Below are 26,085 nucleotides of genomic sequence, written 5' to 3'. Positions count from 1 at the left end.
AATTCAGGAACACCGAGATTAAGTACCACTGGGTGTGACCACGGAGTAATGGATAGGCGTTCCTTCCTGACAGCGGCCGGCGCGGCGGTGTCGGTTTCGTCGGCCGGCTGTGCCGGGCTGGGCGGCGGTGGCGAGGAATCGAGCACGGACGAGTCGACGGGCACCGGGACGAGCACCAGCGACGCCGGGAGTGCCGACGAGACGCTGGTCGTCGGGACGTACAGCGCGTTCGTCGACTCGCCGTCGACGAGTCCGGGTGCGTGGGTGAAACAGCGCTTCGAGGAGGAGTTCGACGCCCGCCTGATCTGGCAGACGCCGAGCAACGAGGTCAACCACTACATCGAACGCCGCAACGCCGGCGTCGACATCGAGGCCGACATGTACCTCGGACTGAACACGGACCACCTCGTCCGGGTCGACGAGAATCTCGATGACGGGCTGTTCGCCGAGGTCGGCGACGTTGCCGGGCAGGACGACATCAAGCCGGGGTTACAGTTCGACCCCAACGGGCGGGCGATTCCCTACGACACCGGCTACATCAGCCTGGTGTTCGACGGCACAGCCACTACGGCACCCGAGACGTTCGACGGTCTGCTGGCCGAGGAACACGCTGGCGACCTCATCACGCAAAACCCCGCCAGTTCCGCGACCGGGCGGGCGTTCTTGCTGCACACAATCAAGCAGTTCGGCCCGGACGGCTATCTGGACTACTGGAGCGACCTGCAGGACAACGACGTTCGGGTGCTTGGCTCCTGGAGTGACGCATACAGCGCGTGGTCGGGCGGCGAAGCGCCGATGGTCGTCTCCTACTCCACCGACCAAGTGTTTGCCGACCAGAACGACGCCAACTTGGCGAAACACCAGATTCGCTTCCTGAACGACCAGGGCTACGCCAACCCCGAGGGGATGGCGGTCTTCGAGGGCGCGGACACGCCCGACCTCGCCCGGGAGTTCATGGGCTTCCTGTTGCGGCCGGAGATTCAGGGCGAAATCGCCGTCCGGAACGTCCAGTTCCCGGCGACGGAATCCGCCGAACTCCCCGCGGACTACGCCGAGCTCGCACAGGAGCCCCCGGAGCCGGTCACCTTCGGCTACGACGAACTCAAGGGTTCCGTCTCGGGCTGGATCTCCGACTGGGAACGGCAGTTCGCCTCGAACTAACGACCACGGACTGTGGCCCGAGATTCCGACGGCGGCGGAGACGGCGAGGCTGGCGGCAGTGGCGACGGCGTTCGGCGCCGCGCTATCCGCGACAGCGTCGAACGCCGCGCCCTCGTCGCGCTCGCGGCGGGGACCGTCGCCCTGCTGCTCGGCATCTTCTACTACCCGGTGGCGACGGTGTTCGTCGACAGCGTCCTCGTCGACGGCCGCCTGACAGCGCGGGTGTTCGTCTCGATACTCCGGGACCCGTTCTACCTCGGCGAGCCGGCGCGGGTGCTCGCCGGCGAGCCAGTCGGAGCCGTCATCGAGAGCGTCCGCTCGCCGGGCCGACGGCTGGGCGTCATCGGCTTCACGGCGTACCAGGCGGCGCTGTCGACGGTCGCCAGCGTTGCACTCGGTCTTCCGGCGGCGTATCTGCTGGCCCGCTACGAGTTCCCCGGCCGGCGGACGCTCCGGTCGCTGACCATCCTCCCGTTCGTCCTCCCGTCCATCATGGTCGCCGTCGGCTTCGTCGCCACGTTCGGACAGCGGGGGACGCTCAACGCCGTTCTCGGCGCGCTCGGCCTCGGGCCGGTCAATCTCCTGTTCACGCTCGAAGCCGTCGTCGTCGCCCACGCGTTCTACAACGCGCCGCTGGTGGCACGGGTGACGACCGCCGCCTGGGAGTCCGTCGACGCCAGCGCGGTCGAGACGGCCCGGAGCCTCGGCGCGAGCCCGCTCCGTGCGTTCCGCGACGTGGTCGCCCCGCAACTGTACCCGTCGGTGCTGATGGGCGGGGCGCTTACCTTCGTGTTCACCTTCAGCACGTTTCCCATCGTCCTCGCGCTGGGCGGCTTCCAGCTGGCGACCGTCGAAGTGTTCGTCTATCGGCTCATCCGCGATCTGGAGTACGCCGAAGCGGCCGCCCTCGCGCTCATCGAACTCGGCATCTCGCTGGGCCTGCTGTACGCGTATCTCCGGTACGAAGCCAAGCATACCGTCCGGTCGCGGGGAATTCGGCCGCTGCCGCGCCGGCCGCTGGTCCCGCCGTCGCTCTCGCCTCGCGAACTGCTCCCCAGAGTCGGGCTCGCCGCCTACGCCGTCGTCGCGCTGGCGGTGTTCGTCGCGCCGATAGCGAGCATGGTGCTGGCCAGCCTCAGCGGGCCGGAGGGGCTGACGCTGTCGAACTACCGGTTCCTCGTCGAGCGGCAGACGACCGGCGCGTCGTTCCAGGTTCAGCCGTGGGACGCCGTTCGGAACTCGCTGCTGTTCGGGGTCGCCTCCCTCGCCGTCGCCCTGCCGATGGGCGTCGTCGTGGCCGTGTTGACGACGCGGGACTACCGCGGCCGAAAGGTCGTCGACGCCGTCGCGATGGCGCCGCTCGCCGTATCGGGCATCGTCGTCGGCCTCGGCCTGCTCCGGGGCCTCGTTTTCGGTTTCGAAATCGGCGGCACCCGTCTCGCCGTCGGTGGCGGTCTCGCTATCATCGCCGCCCACGCCGTCGCTGGCTACCCGTTCGTCGTTCGGACGGTCGCGCCCGGCCTCGAAAGCATCGACCACACGCTGGTCGAATCGGCCCGCGCGCTCGGCGCGCCGCGTGCCAGAGCGCTGCTGGACATCGAACTGCCGCTCGTGTGGCCAGCCGTTATCGCTGGGGCCGCCTTCGCGTTCGCTATCTCTATCGGGGAGTTCTCGGCGACGATTGTGCTTGCCTCGGGGACGAACCAGTTCACGATGCCAATCGCCATCGAGCGGTTCATCGGTCGCCGCCTCGGTCCCGCGACAGCGATGGGTGTCGTTTTGCTCGTGGTTACCAGCGCGAGCTTCCTGCTCATCGACCGGCTGGGAGGTGACGACGTTGGGTTCTAAGGGACCCCGATCAGACAGTGCTGCCGTGAACCGGACTGCCCCGCCGGCGGTCGAACTCGACGGCGTCACCAGACGCTACGGCGAGACGACCGCCGTCTCCGACCTCTCGCTGTCGATTCAGGACGGCGAGTTCTTCACGCTGGTCGGTCCCTCCGGCTGTGGGAAAACGACGACACTCCGGCTTATCGCCGGGTTCGAAGACCCCACACAGGGCGAAGTCCGATTCGGCGGCACGTCAGCCACCGGCGTCCCGCCGGAGGACCGCGACGTGGGCGTCGTCTTCCAGAATTACGCGCTGTTCCCGCACATGACCGTCGGGGAGAACATCGCTTACGGACTCTCCTTCACCGACCCGCCGGGCGGCGGCAGCGACGAGGCCCGGGTGCGTGAGCTGCTTGAACTGGTGGACCTCGGCGGGATGGCTGACCGGGACCCCGACACGCTGTCCGGCGGTCAGCAACAGCGAGTAGCGATGGCCCGCGCACTGGCTCCCGGCCCCGACGTGCTCTTGCTCGATGAGCCGATGAGCGCCCTCGATGCGAAGCTCCGGGAACGGTTGCGTGTGCAGGTTCGCGAGATTCAGCAGGAGCTGGGTATTACGACGATTTATGTCACCCACGACCAGGAGGAGGCCCTGGCCGTGTCCGACCGCGTGGCAGTCATGCGCGACGGGACACCGGAACAGGTCGCGCCACCGCGGACCATCTACCGCGAGCCGGCGACTGAGTTCGTCGCCACCTTTGTCGGCGACAACAACGTTCTCAGTGGTGCGGTAACCGCGGTGCGGTCGACCGATGATGTCGGCGATTCTGGTGCTGAGAGTGGCCAACCCATCGCGGACGTGACGGTCGACGGGACGACGCTTGCAGTTGCTCTGGAAGGTGACGGCGACCCGGCGACAGTCTCGTCCGGGGACCAACTCACGTTCTGCGTTCGGCCGGAGCGGCTTGCTGTCGACGCCGACCGAAACGCGCTGACGGCGACCGTCACGAGCGCGGAGTTCCTCGGGGAGACCACGCGTGTGCACCTCGACTGGAAGGGCCGAGAACTCCTGTTGCGAGCCGAAGACCCGCCGACCGGCACCGTGACTGTCGGTTTTGCCCCGACAGACACCCACATCGTCGACAGGCAGTCGTAAGCTACCAATCCACACGCCGGCACCGGAATGAAGTCTGTTTTAACCCACCTGTGGCTATCGCCGATATCAGTATGACACGCGGTGCCGTCGCAACTGTTCGAAACGGGCGTATCGGAGCGTCTCGACAGGGCTGGCGGGAAGCACCGGTTCCAGACCAGAGCCACGCCAGAGTCCTGCCGGATAGGCGCGACGGGGGGCGGTGATGGTCGAGTTCGAACCCCGGCTTTTCGACGATATCGACCCGTCTGAGCGCCCGTCGCTGGGTGCCGCGCTCGTGCCGATTGCGGGAATGATCGTGTTCCTCAGTGTGGGCCTCATTGCCTTCGACTTGGACCCACAGTTCCCGCTGTTCTGGGGGATTGCCTTCACCGGCCTGTTCGCACGGTATCACCTCGGGCTGACGTGGGAAGACCTGTACGACGGGATCGCCAGCAGCCTGCTCATGGGCATGCGTGTGATTCTCATCATGTTCACCGTGTACGCGCTCATCGCGTCGTGGATTCAGGCGGGCACGATTCCCAGTCTTATGTACTTCGGGCTGGAGTTGTTCACACCGACGGTGTTTCTCCCGGTGGCGGCTATCCTCTCCGCGATCATCTCCTTCGCCGTTGGCTCCTCGTGGACGACGGCCGGGACGCTCGGGGTCGCGCTCATCGGTATCGGGTCGGGCCTGGGAATTTCCGAGCCGATGACTGCCGGCGCGATTCTCAGCGGGGCATACACGGGAGACAAGCAGTCTCCGCTCTCGGATACGACGAACCTGGCCGCCGCAGTGACAGACACGGACCTGTACGAACACATCAACGCGATGCGGGCCGGCACGCTCGTCGCGTTCACGATTGCCGTCCTCCTGTACGCCGGCCTCGGACTGCGGGCCGCTGGGGCCATTCCCTCGGACCGCGTTGCGTCCATTCAGGCGGCCATTGAAACCACGTACGTCGTCTCGCCGCTCGTATTTTTGCCGGTCGTCGTGACCTTTGGACTTGCGCTGCGTGGCATCCCCGCCCTGCCGACGCTCGGAACAGGCGTCTTCGCGGGCGTCGGGACCGCGATGCTCGTGCAGGGAACCGGATTCGGCGCTGCCTGGTCGGCGGCACAGTCCGGGACGGCCCCAGAAACAGGCATGGAACTCGTGAACGGACTCCTAGAGAGCGGCGGGCTGACCGGCGGCGCATGGATTGTGACGATCGCGATCGCCGCGCTCGCGCTGGGCGGGTTGCTCGAACGGGCCGGTGTGCTGGCGGTCCTTTCCCACCATCTCGGCCGACTCTGCCACAGCGTTGCGAGCCTCACGGGCGTGACCGCTGTGTCCGCCGTCTCGATGAATATCCTCGCGGCGGAACAGTACGTGAGTATCGTGGTCCCGGGGATGACGCTCGGGAATCTGTACAACGAACAGGGACTCGATAGTCAGAACCTCTCCCGGGCCATCGAAGCGTCGGGCACGACGACGAGTGCGCTTATTCCGTGGAGCAGCGGCGGGCTGTTCATGGCCGGCACGCTCGGGGTCCCGACGCTTGAATACGCACCGTACTACTTCTTTGGCTTCCTCTCGCCGCTCGTACTGCTGTTCATGGGGGTCACCGGCTGGCAGATTGTCTCTGCGGACCGAGCTGACGCCGACGAGACGGCCATGCAGTCCGGTGGCACTGGGTCGGTGACGGCTGGCGAGGACTAACGGCCCTGACCACCGACAGTAAGGGCAGGCTTCGGCGGCTCCGCGTGCGCGTGCGCGCGAAGCCCTGATAAGTGCACAGCCCTTACACGACATGATGACACCACAGAAGCCATCCGCTGACGGCGAGCAGGCTGCCGACGGTCGGGCGAGCGACGCAGGCCCGGCAGTCGACTACGAGACGGTGTCGGTTCCAGTGCTGGTCATCGGCGCTGGCGCTGCCGGGGCGCGGGTTGCCATCGGACTTGCCGAGAACGGTGTCGAGCCGCTGGTCATCGGCAAGCGGGACCACGGCGACGCCCACACGACGTGGGCGGCCGGCGGTATCAACGCCTCGCTGGGGTCGCTGGACCCCGAAGACGACTGGACCATCCATGCGGCGGATACGCTGGACGAAGGGCATTTCATCAACGATCCGAAAGCGGTCGAGCTAACCGCCAAGCACATGCCCGACCGCATCCGGGAACTCGACGACTGGGGGATGCCGTTCGACCGCACCGAAGACGGCAAGATAAATCAGCGGTACTTCGGCGCGCAGTCGTTCCGCCGGACCTGCTTCGTCGGCGACCGCACGGGCGAGGCGATGCTGGACACGCTCGTCGACAGGGCCCAGTCGCTCGAAATTCCCTACCGCGACAACGTGATGGTTACGCGCCTGCTCTCGGACGGCGACCGCGTCTACGGCGCGGCCGGCTACGACATGGAGAGCGGCGAGTTCATTCTCTTCGAATCGAACCACGTCGTCCTGGCGGCGGGTGGCTCCTCCGCACTGTACAACCGCCACTCCTCGCGCGACGAGGAGAACAACGGCGACGGCCCGGCGCTGGCGCTCGACGCCGGTGCGTCGCTGATGGACATGGAGTTCGTCCAGTTCCACCCGACGGGGATGGTCGGCGACCGCTACGGCGAGGACTGGGACGGCCGACTCGTCACCGAAGCGGTCCGCGGCGAGGGCGGTCGGTTGCTCAACGCCAAGGGCGAGCGGTTCATGGAGGAGTACTCCCCGGACCAGATGGAACTCGACGCGCGGGACGTGGTGGCCCGCGCCATCGCACAGGAACTCCGCGAAGGCCGTGGAACGGAGAACGGCGGCGTCTATCTGGATATCTCCCATCGTGACGACGAGTACATCAAATCGCGGCTCCCGCGGATGTACGAGCGGTTCATGGACCTCGGCGTCGACATCACAGAGAAGCCAATGGAAGTCGCGCCAACAGCCCACTATTCGATGGGTGGCGTCGATATCGACTTCGAGACCGGGGAAACCGGCGTTGGTGGACTCTACGCTGTCGGTGAGACAGTCGCAGGCGTTCACGGTGCGAACCGCCTCGGCGGGAACTCACTTGCGGAGACGGTCGCCATCGGAGCGCTCGTCGGCGACCACGTCGCGGCGCAGGTAACAGATGACGACCGCGACGACGCCCTGCCGGACGGACAGCGTGCCGTCGCCGAGCGCGAGTTCCGGTCGCTGCGGGAACTGGCAGCCTCGGACGGCGATGAGACTCCCGAACAACTCCTCGCGGACCTCGGCGACTTGCTGTGGGAGCATGCCGGCATCCTCCGCACCGAGGACTCGCTGTCGGCCGGGCTGGAGAAACTTCGGGACCTGCGCGAGCGGACGGGGGACATCGGCGTCGACGGCGACCGAACCAGCCTGTCGTTCGAACTCGCTGTCGACCTTTCGTTCAGCCTCACGGTCGCTGAGGCGTTGCTGTTGAGCGCGCGCGAGCGCGACGAGTCACGCGGCGCACACTACCGCACCGACGCCTCCGACGTGGACCCCGACTGGCGGAGAAACATCCTCGTGAACCGCGGCGACACCGGGCTCGAACTGACGACTCGCGGCGTCGGCGAGCCGAGCGACGAAGTCAGCGAGGCAGTCGATGTCGGCTACGAACTCGACTACCACCACCTCGAATAGGCCGGTCCGTTACGCAGTCTGTTCGCGATTGTTTTGTTAATCCCGGTAGGCGCAGTGGAAGCCGGCGACCTGCTGGTAGAACGTCGGAATCACGTCTGTTCTAAGGTCCGCATCAGGGTCGTCCGCGAACTCTTGACGCGTGAACTCACGCGCGTCTTCGATGGCCGCGTCGACGTGCGGCGGAACTCCGGGTTCGTCAATCGTACCGATGTAGGCCCAAATGAACGCCGCCTCCAGCGTGTCGAAAAACTCCGGGGTCGGTTCGAACGTGGGTTCGCCGTCCGCCGCGATTCGGTTGTACGTCCGGCTGATGAGGACGCTGCCGTCCTTGAGGCCGTGATCGGCAAACGACTCCGTGGTCGTACACTCCTCGTCCTTGTCGTGGTCGCGTGCAGTATCGCTTGACATACGTTAACAGAGTGTCGGTAACTGAAAGTAATCAGCTGGAGTGTGTCCCGACACGGCACACTCCAGGTGGCTTTTTATGTCACCGAGATTCAAGACGGTCCCCGCCGACGCTCTATTCACTGTGGCACCGACTCGCCGGACCGTCCTCGCCAGCGGTGGTCCCGCACTCGGGAGTCTCACCGCCGTTTCAGGCTGTCTGGGTGCCGGCGACGCGGACGTGTCGTGTCCGCCCTCAGTCCCGACCGACGCGTCGCTGCGCATCGGCTTCGTCGGCGATGTCATGCTGGGCCGGAGCGTCGACGAACGCTGGCGCGATGCCCCCGACGGACCGACCGCCGTCTGGGGGTCGATGCTCGACCGGCTCCAGTCGCTCGATGGGCTGGTGGCGAACCTCGAATGCTGTCTCTCGGACCGTGGCGAACCGCGGCCCGGCCGTAGGTTCCACTTCCGAGCGAGCCCGGGATGGGCCGTACCCGCGCTAGACCGCGTCGGCGTCTCGTGTGTCGGACTGGCGAACAACCACCTGCTCGATTTCGGCCCGGCAGCGCTCGTGGACACGCCGACCCACCTCGCCGACGCTGGCATCGCCTCAGCCGGGGCTGGGGCCGGTAGAAAGACGGCATTCGAGCCAGCAACCGTCGAAATCGGCGGTCTCTCTGTCGCCGTCGTGGCCGTCACTGACCAGTCGCCCAGCTACGCCGCCGGACGGGACAGCCCCGGCACGGCCTACGCACCGCTTGACCCGAGCCACCCGCTGACTCGCCGCCGCGTCGGGAGCGCGCTGGCGGCGGCTCGCGACGCCGACCCGGACCTGCTCGTCGCCACTACCCACTGGGGACCAAACTGGGTGACAGAGCCAGCCGAAACACAGCAGGCGTTCGCCCGCTGGCTGATTGACAACGGGGCCGACGTGGTCCACGGCCACAGCGCCCACGTTATTCAGGGGATCGAGGTGTATCGCGGTCGCCCCATCATGTACGACACCGGCAACTTCGTCGACGACTACGCGGTCAAGGACGGCTATCGCAACGACCGGAGCTTCCTGTTCGAACTGCACATCGAGGCCGGGCAGCTGGCCGCGCTCGAACTCACGCCGGTCGAGAACGCGTACACGCAGGTCAGACGCGCCGACAGCGCGGTAGCGGCGTGGCTTCGTGAGACAGTACGAGAGCGCTCTCGGCCCTTCGGAACAGCTATCGACCGTATCGACCGTGCCGGCCGTAGACTCCGGATTCCGCTGTCGTGTCCGGCATAACATCTGTTGTGTGTTTCCGACTTGGTGCGGGTTCGGCTGCTACCTATCAACAGCCACAACCGCGGCCATTATTTCGTCGACGAGCCGTGGGCTGTACGTCCAGAGGCCCCGGAACGGGCCATCATCCGTTTCTTCGGCGACAAGCGCACACTTGTTCTGGTTGTCACCGGCAGCGTCGAATGCCAGCAACCACACCTGTTCGAGGGCGGTGCCTGTGAGCGGATGGAAGGTAATGCCGCAACTCGGCGGCTCCCAGTCGTCCTGTCCGTAGACGTGGATATCGAGGGTCGTGTCGCTGGCAAGCGTCTCATACCGGGCGCGCTGAGAGCGGAAGATCGACAGCGACTGGAAGCTCACTCGAAGGGTACCTTCCCCGACACGGTAGGCTCTGTCCTCGAACTCGTGGGACGTTTCAAGCAACTGTGCCGGCGTGAGCGATGATAGGAGTGTGTTCGCAAGCGCCGAGTAGAGAAGCTGTCTGCCCGGGTCACTGTCAGGCGGTCCGCTATCGCCGGAACGGACCGTCGGCTTGCACAGAAATGCCTGCAGCGCGGTGAGGGGGATTGCCTCGGCGAACACGCCGTCCCGACGGATGACGGCAAACGCATCTTGCTGGCCGGTCGGGAGCCTCCGCCAAGTGGCGGTGAGACCCTGGCTTTCGAGACGCTCAACCACAGCGGTCGCTTCGGACGGGCCATACACAGTCACCGCTACGTCCGAGCGCTCGAACCGTCGAAGAAGCGTGCTGACTGTCATCGCCTCTCGTCAGTCTCCGCGGTCTGTCCCACCATCCAGATCGATTATCGTTGCAAGAACCTCGGTCGCTGAGGGCGGCAGCGACACCAGCGTCGCGGTCTGCTGGTCAGCATCGTAGCTAACAATGCCAGCGTCATCGAGAACCGAGAGGTGGCGGTGGTGGAGCGACGTGCGGGTATCGTCCCAGTTGCAGGCGTCGGTGGCTCGCCCACGCGCTTTCGTCCAGCCTATGACCACATCAGTGAGTTCCGCGAGCGAGGCCGAGTCGTGTTCGGTGAGGTAAGTGTATATCATCCGCCGGGGCTCGGCTGCCAGCGCCCGTAATAGCGTATCGAGTCGCTCGGACGTGAGTCCCGGCGTCTCCGCAGGCTGTTCGTGCTGATCCATGTCAAACAATTATCCACTCTCAGTATTAACGTCATTGGCCGCTGGGTAATCGCAGATGTGACGGAATCCATTTACGTGTCAGTGCCGTCTAAAACGTATGAACTACGAGTCCGCCCTACAGCGTGCGTATGACGTGCTACCAGACCAGCCCCGGGAAGCCGGTGAACGGCTCTCGATTCCGGACCCCGAAGGCCAAACTGACGGTGCGTTCACACGCCTGACAAACTTGGAGGCAGTCGCTGACGCCGTCTCGCGGGACGCCCAGCACCTCCACCGAGCCATCCAGCGCGAGTTCGGGACCAACGGCCAGTTCGACGGCGGCGAAGCCCGCTACAACGGGTCGTTCGACACCGCTGATTTCGAGGCCGCTATCGACGCGTACGTCGCCGAATACGTCACCTGTTCCGAGTGTGGCCTGCCCGACACCGTCCTCAAGAACGAGGACGGCGTCGACATGCTGCGCTGTCAGGCCTGTGGTGCGTTCCGCCCGGTCGCCAAGGGCGCGAGTTCGAACACCCAGCAGGACCGACCCACGCTCGAAGAGGGCGAGACCTACGAGGTCAAGATTACCGGCACGGGCCGCGAGGGCGACGGCGTCGCCGAGAAAGGGAAGTACACCATCTTCGTCTCCGGAGCGCGAGAAGGGCAGGTCGTCGACGCCTACATCGAGAGCATCAGCGGCACGCTGGCGTTCGGTCGCGTTCAGTAGACCGTTCACCGGACGGGAGACACCACAGAAAGCATTTATTTCGCCTGCTCAGTGCCGTAGTATGCTCGATAACCACGGCGAGGCGGGCCTGTACGCCGTCGCAGTACTAGCGCTCGCGCTCCGGAAACCCTGGAGCCGCTGGGTCGGCGTCGTCGCGTTCGGCGGTATCGCCGTCGTCCAGTTGCTCCCCCTCGTGACGGGCGCCACGTTCGCGATGCCACTCGCGGGCGTCCTCCTCGCTACCGGGTGTGCGCTGTACCTTCTGCTGGCGGGTGAAGCGTTCGAGACGGCTGACGACGCCCGGGCGCTGACCGAGGACACGAACCCCCACGAGTTCGTCCGGTGAAGCCCACTCAGTCGCCGTTCCAGAGATCCGTCGAGAGGTATCGTTCGCCGGTGTCCGGCAGAACGACGACCACCGTCTCGTCGGGATTCTCGGTGGCGTACTCCGCGGCCGCGTGTAGCGCTGCGCCCGACGAGATACCGACCATGATGCCCTCTTCACTGGCGAGTCGTCGGGCCGCGTCGGTGGAGGCCGCCTTGCTCGCGGTCCGCACCTCGTCGATGAGGTCACGCCGGAGAACGTCCGGAACAAACCCGGGCCCGATGCCCTGGATGTCGTGGCTGTCCGGGTCATCTGCCGAGAGCAGTTGCGACTGTTCCGGCTCGACGGCGACCGAGGTGAGGTCCGTACCGACCTCCTCCTTGATGTACTCCGAGATGCCGGTGATCGTCCCGCCGGTCCCGACACCGGCGACGACGGCGTCCACGTCACCGCCCGTATCCGACCAGATCTCCGGCCCCGTCGTCTCGCGGTGGGCGCGCGGGTTCGCCTCGTTCTCAAACTGCCGGGCGCGGACGGTGCCAGGGGCGTCTGCGAGTTCGTTCGCCCGCTCGATAGCGCCGCTCATTCCGTCGTCGGCCGGCGTGAGTTCGAGGTCTGCGCCCAGCCCCGACAGCAACTGCCGGCGCTCCTCGCTCATCGACTCTGGCATCGTCAGCACGCAGTCGTACCCCCGTGCAGCGCAGACAGCGGCCAGTCCGATACCGGTGTTACCGCTGGTCGCCTCGACGACCGTCCCGTCGTCGGCGAGAGCCCCGGACTCCGCGGCCGCCTCGACCATGTACAGCGCGATGCGGTCCTTCACCGAGTAGGGGTTTGCCGCTTCGACCTTCCCGAGTAGGTTGTCTGCGAAGCCGTCGAGACAGACCAGCGGCGTATCGCCGATAAGGTCGGTCACGCTGGCCGCGACAGTGCCGTCGTCATCTCGCTGGGCGTACGACTGCATACATCGGGAGAAGGCCAGTGGCCCCCGTAACGGAGTACCCAGAATACTGTGGGTTGAAGACATTCACTCGATTCCGAGTCTCCAGAAGCTTATGTCGGCCCCGTCCGATGTGTCCAGTAATGCCCGAGATTACCGTCTCAGAAGGCCTGTACCGACAGCTATCCGCCGCGGAAAATCAGGTCGACGAAGAGACGCTCTGGAAAATGCTGCACCAGTTCAAGCGCCAGAACACGCCAAGCGAGTAACGCCGTCATCACCCGGCCGGTTCGATGAGTTCCGGCGAGTCGTTGGCCGGACTGTTGACCGCTGACGAAACCGGATAGGTCTGCATGGGGGCGTCGTACGGGTCAAGCAGTGCCGATACGTCACCGGCGCTACCCCGGAGCCACGTCGACTCCTCATCGGGGTCGAGGATGACGGCCATCCGGTGATGGAGGTCAGCGACGGCCTCGTTTGGCTCGGTTGTCACTATCGTGAACGACTCGACGAGATCGTCTTCGCCGCCCGAATCGTCGCCGCTTGCACCAAACTCACCTAGTCCGGCCTGGCGCTGTGGCGGCTCCCACCGCTCGTACAGCCCCGCCATCGCGAACAGGTCGTCGTCCGGCAGCGCCACGCGATACGGTTGCTTGCCGTCGCTCGTCTCGACCCACTCGTAGAATCCATCAGCGGGAACCAGACAGCGCCGGGACTCGTAGGCCTCAGCGAACGAGCGTTTTTTCGACAGGGTCTCGGCGCGGGCGTTGATGTGCCCGTGGTCCGTTCGGCTGTCTGCCCAGTTCGGAATCAGTCCCCACTCTAGCCGCTGGATGGTGCTGGGCGACTCGCCGGTGATGACTGGCAGGTCCTGACTCGGAGCGGCGTTGTATCGCGGCTCGTAGTCGAAGGAAAACTCGGCGTCGAACCGCGTCTCAATTTCCTCGCGGGGAGAGAACAAACTGTAGCGGCCACACATGACCTGCTTTTGGCGTTCTCACTGGATAAATCCACTACTCGCTCATCCACTCGCTCGCCTGTGGCTCCGTCGGGTCGGTCCTGACCTCGACGAGCGTCGGCGCGTCCGTCTGCACCGCTTCGCGAACCGCCGTGTGGATTTCGGACGGCGTGTCGGCCTGCATGGCTTCCATCCCCATTCCGGCAGCGACAGTTCCGAAGTCAATCGGCGTCGTGTCCCATCCGTATGCCTGCTGGTCGAGGTCGTAGCTGCGCCCGGCCTCCTCGCTGATAATCGCGTAATCGTCGTTGTTGAGGACGACGACGGTGATCGGGAGGTCCTCTGCGACCGCAGTATGGAGTTCGTGTACGCACATCATGAGACCGCCATCACCAGTCAGCGCAACGACGGGCGTGTCCGGGTTCGCTAGCTGTGCTCCAATCGCCGACGGCAGTCCCGTCCCCATCGTCGCCCACGACCCGGGGTTGACGTAGCTGCGTGGCCCGTGCGCCTCAAACGTATTCAGCGCCCAGACGCGGAACCCCCCGGCATCGACGGCCGTGATAGCATCAGAAGGAAGTGCGTCTCGAAGGATTTGCAACACGTGGACGGAGGTCAGCGGCGGTTCCGAATCCACGAGTGGGTCGATTCGACGTGCAGTGGCAGCACGGACAGCCTGTGCGCGTTCAGTGCCGTCCGCCTTCGAGGCGGGAGCGGTGTCAGCCGCCGCAATTTTGTCCTCAATCGCCGCCATCGTCTCTGCGGCATCCGCGAGGATACCGACGGTCGGATTATAGCCCGTTCCGAGGTCGTCAGCGTCCATGGTGACGTGAACGAGCGTCTCAGGCAGTTCGACGGACCACCCGCGTGTCCCGTGTGCGTCAAGGTCGGACCCGACGGCGAGCACGGCATCGGCGTCGGCGAGGCAGTCCAGTAGCTCTGGGCTCGCGCTTCCGGCCAACACGCCGGCGCTGAGGGCGTGGTCCTCGGGGAGCACGCCTTTACCCTTGTACGTCGTCACGACGGGTGCAGCAAGCCGCTCGGCGAGGCTTCGGAGCGCCGACGAGCCGTCCGCCACTCGCACACCGCCGCCGGCCAGAATAAGCGGCCGCTCGGCCGCGAGCAGGTGCTCGGCGGCTGTCGAAACTTCCTGTTCCGGAACGGTGCTTGCGGACGGAGCCGAAGGTGTGCCTGCACCAGCGAGCGGCACGTCCATCTGCAGATAATTCTTGGGGATTCCGACCCTGACTGGCCCCTTTGGGGGTGTTTGAGCGACCTGCACCGCCCGGTCAATCGTCGCCGCTGTCGTTTCGGGGTTTTTCAGCAGTATGTTCTCTTTAACGACGTTGTCGTAGGTGTCCGGTGGGGTTTCGTGAATCGCATCACCGCCCCGGAGCGTCGGCTCGGTTTCGATAGCGAAATGCACCAGTGGCGTGCAGTCGTTCAGCGCGTTTTTCAGGCCGTTCATCGCGTTCATATCGCCGGGGCCGGGGACGACGACAGTACTCGCTATCTCTCCGCTCGTCTCTGCATAGCCCCAGGCCTGGTGTGAGACCGCAGTTTCGTGTCGTGCCACGACAAAGCGGATATCGTCTCGCTTGCCGATGGCTTCGTTCAGCGGGAGGGACTGCTTTCCGGGGATTCCAAAGACGGTATCGATACCGTTCGCGACGAGACGGTCTACCACCGCCAGACTAACGCGCATACTGATTCCTCACGCGTACCTCAAGTCACGCTCATGACTTTAGTTCGCCGCCGGCCATGCTAGACCGCGTGGGGGTACCACAGCCACGAGGCGGGCAGAGACAACCGAGGGCTGCACGGCCCGCGAATTTAAATCCGACAGCGCCCAATTACGTGACAGATGACCACGGACCCCTCGTTCAGCATCCCCGCACACCCACAGCGGCGCTTTCCACACGGGAACGGGGTCGAATACGAGGGCGGGACGGAGTTCCGACTCATCCCGGAACAGGAGCGGGCAACGCCAGCCCTCGCCGAGACGGTCGCCAATATGCTTGAGGCTGGGCCCTACCGCTTCGGTGATTTCCACGACCTGCCGATGCCGCTGTGGCTGGTCCGCGACGAGGAGACGACCGATGTGTTCCGCGTCGCAGTCCGAGACGGGACGGTGCGACTGCACGTCCTGCCCACCACGGAGTCTGCCGGGCTACAGCGCTTCTTCGAGCGCCTGTGTGAAACCTGCACAGAGGGGTCGTGGACGGTGCAGCGACACGTCGACGGGCAGTAGCCGGACGGCCGAGAGAGTGCAGACCCAAAACCGTCTTACACACCTGCCTCCATGTGTTCGCCATGACCGTCTCTCGCGAAGTCGAGCTAGAGGGCCACATCATCGACTCCGGGATGATGCAGTCCTGTTTCGGCATCATCATGGACCTGGGCGGCTCTTTCTCCGTTCAGGAGTTCGATATCGGCCGTCACAAAGACGAGGAGTCATACGCCCGGATGCTCGTCGAGGCCGACGACGAAGACCAGCTCCAGTCGATTGTCCACGAACTCCACCAGCACGGCGTCAACCCCTCGGACCCGAAAGACGCCACGCTCGTCCCCGCGCCCGACGACCAGGTCGTCCCGCATGGCTTCTACTCGACGACGAACCACCCCACATACATCCGTCACGACGGCGAGTGGGTCGAAGTCGAGGACATGGAGATGGACTGCGCCGTCGTTGTCGAGGACGGCGACTCCACTCGGGCCTACACCAAGGTCCTCAACGCTATCGAAGAGGGCGATCTGGTCGTCACCGACGAAACCGGCATCAAGGTCCAGCCGCCGGAGCGGCCCCGTGACGCCGGTGGCGCGTTCGGCTTCATGCAGGGCGGCGTCTCCTCGGAGCGTCCCTCGGAGTCGACCATCCGCAAGATAGCCAACGCCATCCGCGAGACGAAAAAGGAGGGCGGCAAAGTGCTTGCCGTCTGTGGCCCGGCGCTCATCCACTCCGGCGCGCGAGAGGACCTCGCGCGGCTCGTCCGCGAGGGCTACGTCGACATGCTGTCTGCCGGCAACGGCTTCGCCGTCCACGACATCGAACGAGACATCTACGGCACGTCGCTCGGGATGGACACCGAGAGCTTGGACCACCCCCGCCACGGCCACAAGCACCACATCTACACCATCAGCGAGGTCATCCGCGAGGGCGGCATCGAGGCGGCCGTCGAGTCGGGGACCATCGAGTCCGGCGTCATGTACGAGTGCGTCGACAACGACCGCCCGTTCGTGCTGGCCGGGTCCATCCGCGACGACGGCCCGCTGCCCGACACCATCACCGACGCCGTCGAGGCCCAGAACGCCATCCGCGAGCAGGCCCACGAGGCCGACATGGTGCTGATGCTCTCGACGCTGCTGCACTCGGTCGCCGTCGGGAACTGCCTGCCGTCGACGACGCGGGTCGTCTGCGTCGACATCAACCCCGCGACGGTCACGCAACTCCTCGACCGCGGCTCCGCGCAGGCCGTCGGGATGGTGACGGACATCGGTACGTTCGTCCCGATTCTGGCCGAGCAGTTGCTCGACGAGGAGTAGCGCGACCACGAGCAGAGCGAGTGGTCGACTTTTTCGCCCACGTTTTTCAAGGAGCGGTCGCGGCCGGCGGGCGCGACCCGACGCCGAAAAAGGTGGATTGCGGACGTTCGTCCCGATTCTGGCCGAGCAGTTGCTCGGCGAGGACTAACGTAGCCGCGGCGTCCGCCGTTATCACGCGTCGGTTTCTCGCGAGATGCTTATTACTCCCCGTCCGATACTCCTTCTATGTCCTCTTTCGAGCGGCAGTTCACGCAGCTTTCTAGCGGTATCTCTGGCCTTGATTCGCTTCTCAGGGGTGGACTGGTCGAAGGGCGACTCTATCTCGTTATCGGGCCGCCCGGAACCGGTAAAACACTGCTGGGCACGCAGTTTCTCGAAGCAGGGCTTGAGGCCGGCGACGACGTGCTGTTCATCCACGCCGAGGAGTCGGCCACGGACCTGCTTGCCAACACCGCCGAACTCGGCATCGACATCAGCGAGGCGACGTTTCTCGACGTCGGCCCCGACTCGGAGTTCTTCGAGGAGGCCGAGTCGTACGACGTGGTCAAGCCGCGGGATGTCGAAGACGGCCACCTGATTTCCGACATCCGCGAGACCATCGAGACGGTCGACCCGGACCGCGTTCTCATCGACCCGATAACGCACTTCCAGTACCTCGAACCGACCGAGTACCAGTTCCGCAAGCGCGTCATCTCCTTCGCACGCTTTCTGCAGGACAGGGAGACGACCGTGCTGGCGACCAAGACGCCAAGCAATCAGATGGACAGCCAGCTCAGGTCACTCAGCGACGGCATCATTTCGCTCAGCTACGGCGACGAGAAGGCAGGGCGGCGGATTCGACTGCGAAAACATCGCGGTATCGGCCAGCAGGACGGCTCACACGGGATGGAAATCCGCGAGTCCGGCGTCGAGGTCTACCCGGCGCTCGAACCGGAACAGCGGACGCGGTCGTTCGACCCAACGCAGTTTTCCGCCGGGATACCGGAACTGGACTCGCTGCTCGACGGCGGACTCGAACGCGGGACGGTGACGATTCTCAGCGGCCCCTCCGGCGTCGGCAAGTCGACGACGGCGACGGAGTTCCTCGCCTCCGCAGCGGCGGACGGGTCCCCGGCGCTCGCTTACCTGTTCGACGAATCAATCGACACGTTCACGCACCGCTGTGAGACGTTCGGGATGCCGCTCTCGCGATTGCGTGAGGACGGAACACTGCTCGTCGAGGAGGTCGAGTCGCTGGCGCTGTCACCCGAGGAGTTCGCCAACCGCGTCAAGACCCAGGCCGAGGAGCGTGGAGCCGAACTCGTCGTAATCGACGGCATCGCGGGCTACAAGAACGCGATCAAGCACGGACATGACGACGTGGAACTGCGCCGGCGGCTCCACGCCCTGACACAGCATCTCACGCGCAGGAACACCGCAGTAATTCTGATCGACCAGCGCAGGGATGTGACGGGCCTGCGCGAACCGACGAGCGAGAACGTCAGCTACCTCGCTGACAACATCCTCTTTGAGAACTACATCGAGGTCGAGGGCGAACTCCAGCGCGTCGTCGGCGCGCTGAAAAAGCGCGTCGGCGGGTTCGAGGCGGTCCCGCGCCGCTTCGAGATAACCGCCGACGGCCTGCAGGTCGGTGACCCCGTCTCAGGGATGCACGGCGTGTTCGAGGGCGTTCCTGAACAGCACGGAGACAGCGACGGACGCTCGCCCACTCGCTAACTACTGATGGCTGACATCCAGTTACTACTAGCTGGCGACGGCAATCGGGAGGCACTCGCCTCCGTCGTCGCCGAACACCACACGCCGCTCACGGACGACGAATTCCAGGAGGCCGACCTCCACATTGTCGACGAGTCATCGTTTCCAAAGTACAGAGCGGCGATAGAGGCGTACAAACACCGGGCAGATCCGGTGTTCTGTCCCGTGATTCTGGTCCGCCGCGAGAGGTCCCGAGCAAGGGTTGACCTCCCAGACATCGACGCTGCCGAGCAGCCACTCGTCGTGAACGACATCGTGACAGCACCGATTGACACGCAGGCGCTCTTTCGAACCATCGTGAACCTCCTCGCGCGCCGGCGTCGCACTGAGGACCTCGTCGAGGACCTCAGAGAGCAGAACAACGAACTCCGGCGGTTCAGAAACGCCGTCGAACACGCGGGCCACGCGATTCTGATAACGAACACGAACGGTATTATCGAGTACGTTAATCCCGCGTTCGAGGAACTCACCGGGTTTAGCGCGGACGAGGCAATCGGCCGAACGCCGCGGATACTCAAATCCGGCGAACAGGGCGAACAGTTCTACGAACGGCTCTGGGACACGATCTGTCGCGGCGAGGTCTGGACGAGCGAGATCGTAAACGAGCGAAAGTCCGGTGAGCGGTTCATCATCAACCAGACCATCGCCCCGATTCAGGATGCGGATGGAACGATTCAGGGATTTGTCGGGATGCAGGACGAAATCACTGGTCGTCGGCTGCGCGAGCAACAACTCACCGTCTTTCATCGGATTCTCAGGCACAATCTCCGGAACAACGGCACGACGATCAGCGGGCGCGCAGATATCCTGTCAGAGTTAGTCGAGGACGACGACGCTCTTGGCCATCTTGAGACGATCAAAGCGAACGTACAGTCCCTGCTCGATATCAGCGAGAAAGCCCACCATGTCCAGGAACTGCTCGCGGACTCGCTGACCAACGATGTCGAACGGGAACTCGAAGACGTGCTCAGTGACATCACGGACGGGCTGGCCGCAGCGTACCCCGACGCCGAGTTCGTCGTCGAAAGCGGCTCCGAGCCGCCGACGATAGACGCAAAGGTCGTCCCGGCGTTGCAGGAACTCATCGAGAACGGTATCAAGCACTCGGACGCCTCGGCACCGCGGGTCGACGTCCGGACGGAGCGCAACGGCTCGACAGCAACGGTGACGATTGCGGACAACGGACCGGGGATCCCAGATCAAGAGCGGCGGGTCATCGAAGCCGCAGACGAAAAGCCGCTCGAACACGGGTCCGGGCTCGGACTGTGGTTCGCGTACTGGCTTATCAGCTACGTCGGTGGCGATATCGACATCCAGACCGATGGTGACGGGACCAGAATCGCCGTGACTATCCCCGTTCGGTGACCGCGGGCGTCAGATAGCGACCCATGCCAGCACAATGATAGCAGCCCCGACCGCCGTTGAGCCGACGGCGTGCGTCCGGAGTTCGTCGAGGAGGTCGTGGGAGTGGTCGTGGAGTTCACAGACTTCGTCAATTTCGCTGCCGGCTTCGCAGTTCGGAAGGAAATCCATCGCGACGTGGAGGAAGATGCCGGCGGCGAACCCGAAGATGACTGCGTTGAGGAGCGCAGACTCCGGAACCGGAAGCAGCGCGGACGGGATCGCCGTCAGACCGACGCCGGCCGCGGGAAGCAACAGTGCCGTGGCGGACTTGTCGCTACGTCCGAGTCGCCGGGCGGCGGCGTAGCCGGCCGGCCCTTTGTGCGAGACGATAGCAAGCCCGAGCAGGATACCCAGCTCCGGCATTGAGGCGTAGACCAGCCCGATGACCAGCCCGGCCGAAAGCGCGTGGGCCGCGATAGCCAGTGTCGTCATGTCGAAGGACGTTTCGACGTGGGTGAGCCGGTGACCGATGGTGTGGGTGCCGTAGCCGACGACCAGTCCGGCGGCGATACCGACGCCGCCGATTCGCGCAGCACCGGCTTGCCCGCCAAGCCCCATCGCCTGCGGGACCAGGAACATGGCTGCCGACGTGACCATTGCCCCGCTCGCGAGCCCGTAGCCCCAGACCAGTCGGTAGGGATTCGTTTCGTCGGCCCGCGCACCGAGCCACGCGCCCAATGCCATTGCAACGAACGCAACCCAGGAGATAACGAGTACTTTGCTCGCTCCGCCAGTGACTGCGACAGCCGACAGGATCAGCAGGCCGGCGACGCTCGCGAGGCCAGTCGCGGACACACTGCCAGTGTTATTAAAAATCGGGTTTGAGTTAATAGACATTATCTACAATCACCGGCCTATTGCTAATAAACCCATCGATGGCGGTTATCGGGTCGCTGACCGATAGTCGCCCCAGTCAAGGACACTGGAGTCCAGCGCGGTCGGGTCCGCTTCGCGGAGTGCCCAGAGAACCATTTCGGCGACTGACTCCGGGTCACGACCGCCGTCACCGGAGAGGTCCGTCGCGACCTGTCCGGGGTCGACTGCACCGACCGGCGTATCGAGGTCAGCCGCGAACCCGCGGGCGACAGCCTCCGCAGCAGCCTTCGAAACGGCGTAGGAGCCGTACCCGGGCATCCCCTCGCGGGCGACGACGCCCGTGGGGACGACAATGCGGGCGTCGGGACCGAGGTGCGGAACGGCTTCGCGAATCGTCGAGAACACGCCGCGGGCGTTCGTCCGGAGGTGGTCGTCGAAGGCGGCGTAGGACTCCTCGGTAAGCGGTGTCTCGCCGGCGGTGCCGTGGTAGACGCCGGCGTTGGCGACGACGTACTGTATTGCACCGTTGCCGGCGCGCGTGGCAGTTTCGAACAGCCGTTCCACGTCGTACTCGTCGCGCACGTCCGTCCGAATCGCAGTCACGGAGCCGCCAGCGTCCCGGATGTCGGTTGCGACCGCGTCGAGCGCCTCGGCGTCACGAGCGCAGATGACCGTCTGTGCGCCCGCATCCGCTACCGCGTGGGCTATCTGCTCGCCGATGCCTCTACTCGCACCCGTGACGACAGCGGTTGCGCTGTCCATCGCTGGGACCATAGCGGGGGTACCGCTGCCAGCCACAAGGTCGTTGCTCTCACCCTCGGTTGGGTGGGAGCGGTAGTCTCTTGTCGAACGCCCGCTACCGACCGGGCATGGACATCACCATTGCCGAGTCGACGGTCGAGGGGACGGCGCAAGCGCCGCCGTCGAAGAGCTACACGCACCGGGCGGTGCTGGCCGCGGGCTACGCCGGCGGCGCGGTCGTCCGCGACCCGCTCGTGAGCGCGGACACGAAAGCCACGATGCGCGCAGTCGAGGCCTACGGGGGCAGCGTCTCGCTGGCCGAAGACGAATCGTCGGTCGAGGTGACGGGCTTCGACGGCCGGCCGGAGACCCCGGACGACGTCATCGACTGTGCCAACAGCGGGACGACGATGCGACTCGTCACCGCGACGGCTGCGCTGCAGGACGATCTCACAGTGCTGACCGGCGACGAGTCCCTCCGGTCGCGCCCGCAGGGGCCGCTGCTCGACGCCATCGAACAGCTGGGCGGCGACGCCGAGTCGACCCGCCGGAACGGGCAGGCCCCGCTGGTGGTCGGGGGCGGCGTCGACGGCGGCGCGGTCGAAATCCCTGGCGACGTCTCCTCTCAGTACATCACGGCCCTGCTGATGGCCGGGGCCGTTTCGCCGGAGGGCATCGACGTGGACCTGACGACCGAGCTGAAGTCGTCGCCGTACGTCGATATCACGCTTGAGGTGCTTGCCGACTTCGGCGTCGACGCCGCGAAGACCGACGCCGGGTTCACCGTCGAGGGCGGCCAGTCCTACGCGCCGACCGGCGGCGAGTACAGCGTCCCCGGCGACTTCTCGTCGATGAGCTACCTGCTCGCGGCCGGCGCGCTCGCCGCCGAGGACAGCCTGCGCGTCACGTCGGCCTACCCGAGCGCCCAGGGCGATTCGGCCATCATCGGGGTCCTCGACCGGATGGGGGCCGACCTCGACTGGGACGAGGACGACGGCGAGATAGCCGTCTCGCAGTCCGAACTGACCGGCATCGAGGTCGGCGTCGAGGACACGCCGGACCTCCTGCCGACCATCGCGACGCTGGGGGCCGCCGCCGACGGCGTCACCCGGATTACCGACGCCGAGCACGTCCGGTACAAGGAGACCGACCGCGTGAGCGCGATGGCCGAGGAACTGACGAAGATGGGTGCCGAGGTCGAAGAGAAACAGGACGAACTGTTCGTCTACGGCGGGGACAGCGACCTCGTCGGCACGACCGTCGAGGGCCGGGCGGACCACCGCATCATCATGTCACTCGCCGTCGCCGGCCTCGTCGCCGACGGCGAGACGACGGTGACCGGCGCGGAACACGTCGACGTGTCCTTCCCGGACTTCTTCGACGTGCTCGAATCGCTGGGCGCGGCCGTCGGGCGGTAAATCACAGGGCTGAGGACGCACAGAGTTTTGCCATGAAAAATTGGTAGGTAGCTAACAGATAAGTGCCCTTATCACCCGCGAAGAATATTTACAACGAACGTTGTGAACGAATTAGACGACGGTGCGCACTCCCCCACGGACACCACGAGAGTTCTCTACCTCGACGACGACCAGTTGCTGCTCGACCTGCAGGCCGACATCGCCGCCGAACGCGAGGGAATCGAACTAGCGACGACGCCGGATACCGACCGGGCGAAGGCGCTGCTGGACGACAGCGAGTTCGAGTACGTCGTCGTCGGTGGCAAGCGCACCATCACGTCAGCGCACGGATTCGCCCGCGAGGTTCAGGCGACATATCCCGACACGTCGCTGGTACGGTACGCCTGGGAGACCGGAGAAGACGGCGCGGGCGAGGTGTTCGATTCGGTCCTCGAAAAGCAGGTCGAGCCGACAGGGACGATACAGCTACTCGACCGCGTCAGGTGGCTCGACGACTGAGGGGCGCATCTACAAGGTTCAAATGCCCTGAACCCCGACACCACTGTAATGAACGGCAACGAGTTCGGTCGTCTGTTCCGCATGACGACCTACGGCGAGTCTCACGGGGATGCGATGGGCTGTACCGTCTCCGGCATCCCGGCGGGCGTCGAACTCTCCGAGGAGGAGATACAGAAGGACCTCGACCGGCGCAAGCCCGGCCAGTCGATGATTACCACCTCGCGGGGAGAACCCGACAAGGTGAGCATCCAGTCCGGAATTCAGGACGGCTACACCACGGGCACGCCAATCGGGATGGTCATCCAGAACAAGGACGCCCGCTCGGGCAAGTACGAGCCGTTCATCACGGCTCCGCGGCCCTCACATGGCGACTACACCTACTCCGCGAAGTTCGGGACCCGGAACTGGGGCGGGGGCGGCCGCTCCTCGGCCCGCGAGACGGTCAACTGGGTCGCCGCCGGTGGCGTCGCAAAGCAGGTGCTCGAACAGTCCGACTACGACGTGACGATCAAGGCCCACGTCTGCCAGATCGGCGACGTAGAGGCCGACGACGTGACCTTCGAGGAGATGCTCGAACACAGCGAGGAAAACGAGGTCCGCTGTGGCGACCCCGAGGCCGCCGAGGAGATGCGGGAACTGGCCGACAAGTACCAGAAGGAGGGCGACTCCATCGGCGGGGCCATCTACTTCGAGTGTCGCGGCGTCCCCCGCGGGCTGGGCGCGCCCCGCTTCGACTCGATTCCCTCGCGGCTCGGCCAAGCGATGTACTCCATCCCGGCGGTCACCGACTTCGAACTCGGCATCGGCCGCGAGGCCCGCACCGCCACCGGGTCGGAGTACACCGAGGACTGGGAGTTCTCGGCCGACGGCGACCCGGTCCCCGTGGGCAACGACCACGGCGGGCTCCAGGGCGGTATCACGACGGGCGACCCCATCTACGGCGAGGTCACCTGGCACGCGCCCGTCTCCTTCCCGAAGACCCAGAAGACCGTCGACTGGGAGACCGGCGAGGAAAAGGAGATAACGGTCACGGGCCGCCACGACCCAGTTCTGCCGCCGCGGGCGGTCCCGGTCGTCGAGGCCATGCTCGCCTGTACGATACTGGACTTCATGCTGCTCGGCGGGCGCATCAACCCCGACCGACTCGACGACCGGCCGGGCGAGTACGACACCGACTACCATCCGTCCAGCCCGCAGAACGACCCCGAGGACGCGGACACCCACGCGAAAACCATCGACGACGACTAACATGGACGCACATCAGGAGTCCAAGTCGAACCCGTTCGGGATGGACGAGGAGTGCCAGAACTGCCCCGCACTCTGTGAGACGCGCGAGAACGTCGTCCACGGCTACGGCGACGTGGGTGCCGAGTTCATCGTCCTCGGTGACTCGCCCTCGGTCGGCACGGACGAGTCTGGCATCCCCTTCACCGACGAGCGCGAGCGCGAACTGCTCGACATTCTCGCGGCGGTCGACATGTGCTCGGACCCGGACGCCGACAGGCCGCAGCTGGAGAACACGTTCCTGACGTACGTGACCCGCTGTCGCCATCCAGACAGAGCGGCAACCGACGAGGAGGTCGTCAACTGCGAACCCTATCTCAACAGCGAGATACGGATGATAAACCCCGAGATTCTGCTGCCAGTTGGGCAGCGACCCCTCGAAGAGCTAGCCTTCGAGTACACGACGATGAGTGAAGACGAACTCGACATTGAAGACCGGCATGCGACGACGATCCGCGGTCGCGGGTTCGAAATCCTGCCGATGCTCCCGCCCGCCGAACAGACCGACGCGGAACGGACGGCATTTCTGGACCACTTCAGCGAGACGCTCGGACAGGACTACCGGCAGACGAAAGGCCGACGCGGGCGGTAGTCAGGTGTCAGACCGGACTTCGGTGTCAACGTCTTGAAGCAACTCGTCCGGGCTCGACACTGTCCCGTACTCTGTTGCTGCCTGTAGCCGGTTTTCGGCGTCGTGGCGGTACTGGCTCGCCTGTGTCGACTCACCCTGTTCGCTGGCGTAGGTCATCCCGCTGAGCCACTCGGCGGCCTGCCAGAGACAGGTCGCCTTCTTACGCGCGCGTTCCGACAACTCGGCCAGCCCGTTATCGTCTGCTTCACGGACAGCCGTTGTGAACTCCTCGACGCTTTCCTCGAAGTCCGCTGCGGCACTGTCGAACCCGCCCCGAGCGAGCGCCATCTCTCCGTCTTCGACGGTCTCCAGTGCGTCGGATAGCTGGCGGCGCGCCTCACGATACCGGATGTAGCCGACATGGTACGCCCGCTGTGCCGCTGCGGTCCCGGACAGCGTGGCTTCGCGTTCGCAGTCGCGGCACACAATCTTCGGTTGCGACTCCCCAAGAACACGGTACTCCGACCCACATCCATCACATTTGTAGGTCTGGGATTGCTCCATATAGTTTCTC

At 65.2% G+C, this 26,085-nt stretch carries 25 protein-coding genes; 16 read left to right on the top strand and 9 right to left on the bottom strand.

Annotated elements, in window-relative coordinates; all coding sequences use genetic code 11:
* The first annotated feature begins 48 nt into the window (after positions 1-48).
* From BVU17_04400 to BVU17_04380, 5 genes are all read left to right on the top strand, one after another.
* The gene (locus tag BVU17_04400; protein AUG46795.1) at positions 49-1,161 is read left to right on the top strand and encodes a thiamine ABC transporter substrate-binding protein; all 1,113 of its coding nucleotides are present in this window, start codon (positions 49-51) and stop codon (positions 1,159-1,161) included.
* A 12-nt stretch (positions 1,162-1,173) separates the two neighbouring features.
* A complete protein-coding gene (locus BVU17_04395) occupies positions 1,174-3,009 on the top strand; it encodes a sulfate ABC transporter permease (GenBank protein AUG46794.1) in 1,836 nt (611 codons plus the stop codon).
* Positions 3,010-3,034: 25 nt separating this feature from the next.
* Positions 3,035-4,147: a spermidine/putrescine ABC transporter ATP-binding protein gene (locus tag BVU17_04390; GenBank protein AUG46793.1), complete on the top strand. Its 1,113-nt coding sequence runs from the start codon at positions 3,035-3,037 to the stop codon at positions 4,145-4,147.
* Positions 4,148-4,349: 202 nt separating this feature from the next.
* Entirely contained in the window at positions 4,350-5,825 is a 1,476-nt protein-coding gene (locus tag BVU17_04385) for a Na+/H+ antiporter NhaC (GenBank protein AUG46792.1), read from the top strand.
* A 94-nt stretch (positions 5,826-5,919) separates the two neighbouring features.
* Positions 5,920-7,743, top strand: a complete 1,824-nt coding sequence (locus BVU17_04380) for a succinate dehydrogenase (GenBank protein ID AUG46791.1) — start codon at positions 5,920-5,922, stop codon at positions 7,741-7,743.
* A 36-nt stretch (positions 7,744-7,779) separates the two neighbouring features.
* Here the strand turns inward: BVU17_04380 and BVU17_04375 are convergent, their stop codons facing one another.
* Positions 7,780-8,151, bottom strand: coding sequence for a hypothetical protein (locus BVU17_04375; GenBank protein AUG46790.1), 372 nt, complete (start codon positions 8,149-8,151; stop codon positions 7,780-7,782).
* Between the two features lie 121 nt (positions 8,152-8,272).
* Between BVU17_04375 and BVU17_04370 the strand changes: the two genes are divergently transcribed.
* Complete coding sequence (locus BVU17_04370; GenBank protein AUG48835.1) at positions 8,273-9,406, top strand: poly-gamma-glutamate biosynthesis protein; 1,134 nt, start codon at positions 8,273-8,275, stop codon at positions 9,404-9,406.
* A gap of 39 nt (positions 9,407-9,445) precedes the next feature.
* Here the strand turns inward: BVU17_04370 and BVU17_04365 are convergent, their stop codons facing one another.
* Both BVU17_04365 and BVU17_04360 read right to left on the bottom strand, forming a co-directional pair.
* Positions 9,446-10,162, bottom strand: a complete 717-nt coding sequence (locus BVU17_04365; protein AUG46789.1) for a hypothetical protein — start codon at positions 10,160-10,162, stop codon at positions 9,446-9,448.
* A 9-nt stretch (positions 10,163-10,171) separates the two neighbouring features.
* On the bottom strand, positions 10,172-10,549 hold the full coding sequence (locus BVU17_04360; protein AUG46788.1) for a transcriptional regulator: 378 nt from the start codon (positions 10,547-10,549) through the stop codon (positions 10,172-10,174).
* Between the two features lie 97 nt (positions 10,550-10,646).
* Between BVU17_04360 and BVU17_04355 the strand changes: the two genes are divergently transcribed.
* Complete coding sequence (locus tag BVU17_04355; GenBank protein ID AUG46787.1) at positions 10,647-11,258, top strand: translation initiation factor IF-2 subunit beta; 612 nt, start codon at positions 10,647-10,649, stop codon at positions 11,256-11,258.
* Positions 11,259-11,319: 61 nt separating this feature from the next.
* Entirely contained in the window at positions 11,320-11,604 is a 285-nt protein-coding gene (locus BVU17_04350; GenBank protein AUG46786.1) for a hypothetical protein, read from the top strand.
* Positions 11,605-11,611: 7 nt separating this feature from the next.
* Here BVU17_04350 and BVU17_04345 read toward each other — a convergent pair whose 3' ends face one another.
* The 3 genes from BVU17_04345 to BVU17_04335 all read right to left on the bottom strand — a co-directional run bounded on the left by BVU17_04345 (position 11,612) and on the right by BVU17_04335 (position 15,186).
* A complete protein-coding gene (locus tag BVU17_04345; GenBank protein ID AUG46785.1) occupies positions 11,612-12,547 on the bottom strand; it encodes a cysteine synthase A in 936 nt (311 codons plus the stop codon).
* A 253-nt stretch (positions 12,548-12,800) separates the two neighbouring features.
* Positions 12,801-13,502, bottom strand: a complete 702-nt coding sequence (locus tag BVU17_04340; GenBank protein AUG46784.1) for a DUF159 family protein — start codon at positions 13,500-13,502, stop codon at positions 12,801-12,803.
* A 34-nt stretch (positions 13,503-13,536) separates the two neighbouring features.
* Positions 13,537-15,186, bottom strand: coding sequence for an acetolactate synthase (locus BVU17_04335; GenBank protein AUG46783.1), 1,650 nt, complete (start codon positions 15,184-15,186; stop codon positions 13,537-13,539).
* A gap of 159 nt (positions 15,187-15,345) precedes the next feature.
* Here BVU17_04335 and BVU17_04330 point away from each other — a divergent pair, with 159 nt between their 5' ends.
* The 4 genes from BVU17_04330 to BVU17_04315 all read left to right on the top strand — a co-directional run bounded on the left by BVU17_04330 (position 15,346) and on the right by BVU17_04315 (position 20,144).
* Positions 15,346-15,732, top strand: a complete 387-nt coding sequence (locus tag BVU17_04330; protein ID AUG46782.1) for a hypothetical protein — start codon at positions 15,346-15,348, stop codon at positions 15,730-15,732.
* 62 nt (positions 15,733-15,794) lie between these two features.
* Entirely contained in the window at positions 15,795-17,024 is a 1,230-nt protein-coding gene (locus tag BVU17_04325; GenBank protein AUG46781.1) for a TIGR00300 family protein, read from the top strand.
* Between the two features lie 225 nt (positions 17,025-17,249).
* A complete protein-coding gene (locus BVU17_04320) occupies positions 17,250-18,740 on the top strand; it encodes a recombinase RecA (protein AUG46780.1) in 1,491 nt (496 codons plus the stop codon).
* 6 nt (positions 18,741-18,746) lie between these two features.
* A complete protein-coding gene (locus BVU17_04315; GenBank protein ID AUG46779.1) occupies positions 18,747-20,144 on the top strand; it encodes a histidine kinase in 1,398 nt (465 codons plus the stop codon).
* 9 nt (positions 20,145-20,153) lie between these two features.
* On the opposite strand, the gene BVU17_04310 is transcribed toward BVU17_04315, so the two are convergent.
* Together BVU17_04310 and BVU17_04305 are read right to left on the bottom strand one after the other, a co-directional pair.
* Positions 20,154-21,020: a ZIP family metal transporter gene (locus BVU17_04310; GenBank protein AUG46778.1), complete on the bottom strand. Its 867-nt coding sequence runs from the start codon at positions 21,018-21,020 to the stop codon at positions 20,154-20,156.
* 45 nt (positions 21,021-21,065) lie between these two features.
* Complete coding sequence (locus BVU17_04305; protein AUG48834.1) at positions 21,066-21,761, bottom strand: short-chain dehydrogenase; 696 nt, start codon at positions 21,759-21,761, stop codon at positions 21,066-21,068.
* A gap of 107 nt (positions 21,762-21,868) precedes the next feature.
* On the opposite strand from BVU17_04305, the gene BVU17_04300 reads away from it, so the two are divergent.
* From BVU17_04300 to BVU17_04285, 4 genes are all read left to right on the top strand, one after another.
* A complete protein-coding gene (locus BVU17_04300) occupies positions 21,869-23,158 on the top strand; it encodes a 3-phosphoshikimate 1-carboxyvinyltransferase (GenBank protein AUG46777.1) in 1,290 nt (429 codons plus the stop codon).
* 102 nt (positions 23,159-23,260) lie between these two features.
* Positions 23,261-23,656: a hypothetical protein gene (locus tag BVU17_04295; GenBank protein AUG46776.1), complete on the top strand. Its 396-nt coding sequence runs from the start codon at positions 23,261-23,263 to the stop codon at positions 23,654-23,656.
* A 48-nt stretch (positions 23,657-23,704) separates the two neighbouring features.
* On the top strand, positions 23,705-24,904 hold the full coding sequence (locus BVU17_04290; protein AUG46775.1) for a chorismate synthase: 1,200 nt from the start codon (positions 23,705-23,707) through the stop codon (positions 24,902-24,904).
* Between the two features lies 1 nt (position 24,905).
* Complete coding sequence (locus BVU17_04285) at positions 24,906-25,532, top strand: uracil-DNA glycosylase (GenBank protein AUG46774.1); 627 nt, start codon at positions 24,906-24,908, stop codon at positions 25,530-25,532.
* Here BVU17_04285 and BVU17_04280 read toward each other — a convergent pair whose 3' ends face one another.
* Positions 25,533-26,075, bottom strand: coding sequence for a hypothetical protein (locus BVU17_04280; protein ID AUG46773.1), 543 nt, complete (start codon positions 26,073-26,075; stop codon positions 25,533-25,535).
* Between the last annotated feature and the right edge of the window lie 10 nt (positions 26,076-26,085).

It is taken from the genome of Haloarcula taiwanensis, from assembly GCA_002844335.1.
In the GTDB taxonomy this organism is placed as follows: Archaea; Halobacteriota; Halobacteria; order Halobacteriales; family Haloarculaceae; genus Haloarcula; species Haloarcula taiwanensis.
The sequence above is the reverse complement of the archived record's forward strand: the minus strand, read 5'-3'. Positions and strand labels throughout refer to the sequence as shown.

What these genes read in the sequence shown, in the direction of transcription:
- BVU17_04400 (AUG46795.1), top strand. Translation starts at nt 49, where the DNA reads ATGGATAGGCGTTCCTTCCTGACAGCGGCCGGCGCGGCGGTGTCGGTT.
- BVU17_04385 (AUG46792.1), top strand. Translation starts at nt 4,350, where the DNA reads ATGGTCGAGTTCGAACCCCGGCTTTTCGACGATATCGACCCGTCTGAG.
- BVU17_04380 (AUG46791.1), top strand. Translation starts at nt 5,920, where the DNA reads ATGACACCACAGAAGCCATCCGCTGACGGCGAGCAGGCTGCCGACGGT.
- BVU17_04375 (AUG46790.1), bottom strand. Translation starts at nt 8,151, where the DNA reads ATGTCAAGCGATACTGCACGCGACCACGACAAGGACGAGGAGTGTACG.
- BVU17_04365 (AUG46789.1), bottom strand. Translation starts at nt 10,162, where the DNA reads ATGACAGTCAGCACGCTTCTTCGACGGTTCGAGCGCTCGGACGTAGCG.
- BVU17_04360 (AUG46788.1), bottom strand. Translation starts at nt 10,549, where the DNA reads ATGGATCAGCACGAACAGCCTGCGGAGACGCCGGGACTCACGTCCGAG.
- BVU17_04355 (AUG46787.1), top strand. Translation starts at nt 10,647, where the DNA reads ATGAACTACGAGTCCGCCCTACAGCGTGCGTATGACGTGCTACCAGAC.
- BVU17_04350 (AUG46786.1), top strand. Translation starts at nt 11,320, where the DNA reads ATGCTCGATAACCACGGCGAGGCGGGCCTGTACGCCGTCGCAGTACTA.
- BVU17_04345 (AUG46785.1), bottom strand. Translation starts at nt 12,547, where the DNA reads ATGCAGTCGTACGCCCAGCGAGATGACGACGGCACTGTCGCGGCCAGC.
- BVU17_04340 (AUG46784.1), bottom strand. Translation starts at nt 13,502, where the DNA reads ATGTGTGGCCGCTACAGTTTGTTCTCTCCCCGCGAGGAAATTGAGACG.
- BVU17_04335 (AUG46783.1), bottom strand. Translation starts at nt 15,186, where the DNA reads ATGCGCGTTAGTCTGGCGGTGGTAGACCGTCTCGTCGCGAACGGTATC.
- BVU17_04330 (AUG46782.1), top strand. Translation starts at nt 15,346, where the DNA reads ATGACCACGGACCCCTCGTTCAGCATCCCCGCACACCCACAGCGGCGC.
- BVU17_04325 (AUG46781.1), top strand. Translation starts at nt 15,795, where the DNA reads ATGACCGTCTCTCGCGAAGTCGAGCTAGAGGGCCACATCATCGACTCC.
- BVU17_04320 (AUG46780.1), top strand. Translation starts at nt 17,250, where the DNA reads ATGTCCTCTTTCGAGCGGCAGTTCACGCAGCTTTCTAGCGGTATCTCT.
- BVU17_04315 (AUG46779.1), top strand. Translation starts at nt 18,747, where the DNA reads ATGGCTGACATCCAGTTACTACTAGCTGGCGACGGCAATCGGGAGGCA.
- BVU17_04310 (AUG46778.1), bottom strand. Translation starts at nt 21,020, where the DNA reads ATGTCTATTAACTCAAACCCGATTTTTAATAACACTGGCAGTGTGTCC.
- BVU17_04305 (AUG48834.1), bottom strand. Translation starts at nt 21,761, where the DNA reads ATGGACAGCGCAACCGCTGTCGTCACGGGTGCGAGTAGAGGCATCGGC.
- BVU17_04300 (AUG46777.1), top strand. Translation starts at nt 21,869, where the DNA reads ATGGACATCACCATTGCCGAGTCGACGGTCGAGGGGACGGCGCAAGCG.
- BVU17_04290 (AUG46775.1), top strand. Translation starts at nt 23,705, where the DNA reads ATGAACGGCAACGAGTTCGGTCGTCTGTTCCGCATGACGACCTACGGC.
- BVU17_04285 (AUG46774.1), top strand. Translation starts at nt 24,906, where the DNA reads ATGGACGCACATCAGGAGTCCAAGTCGAACCCGTTCGGGATGGACGAG.
- BVU17_04280 (AUG46773.1), bottom strand. Translation starts at nt 26,075, where the DNA reads ATGGAGCAATCCCAGACCTACAAATGTGATGGATGTGGGTCGGAGTAC.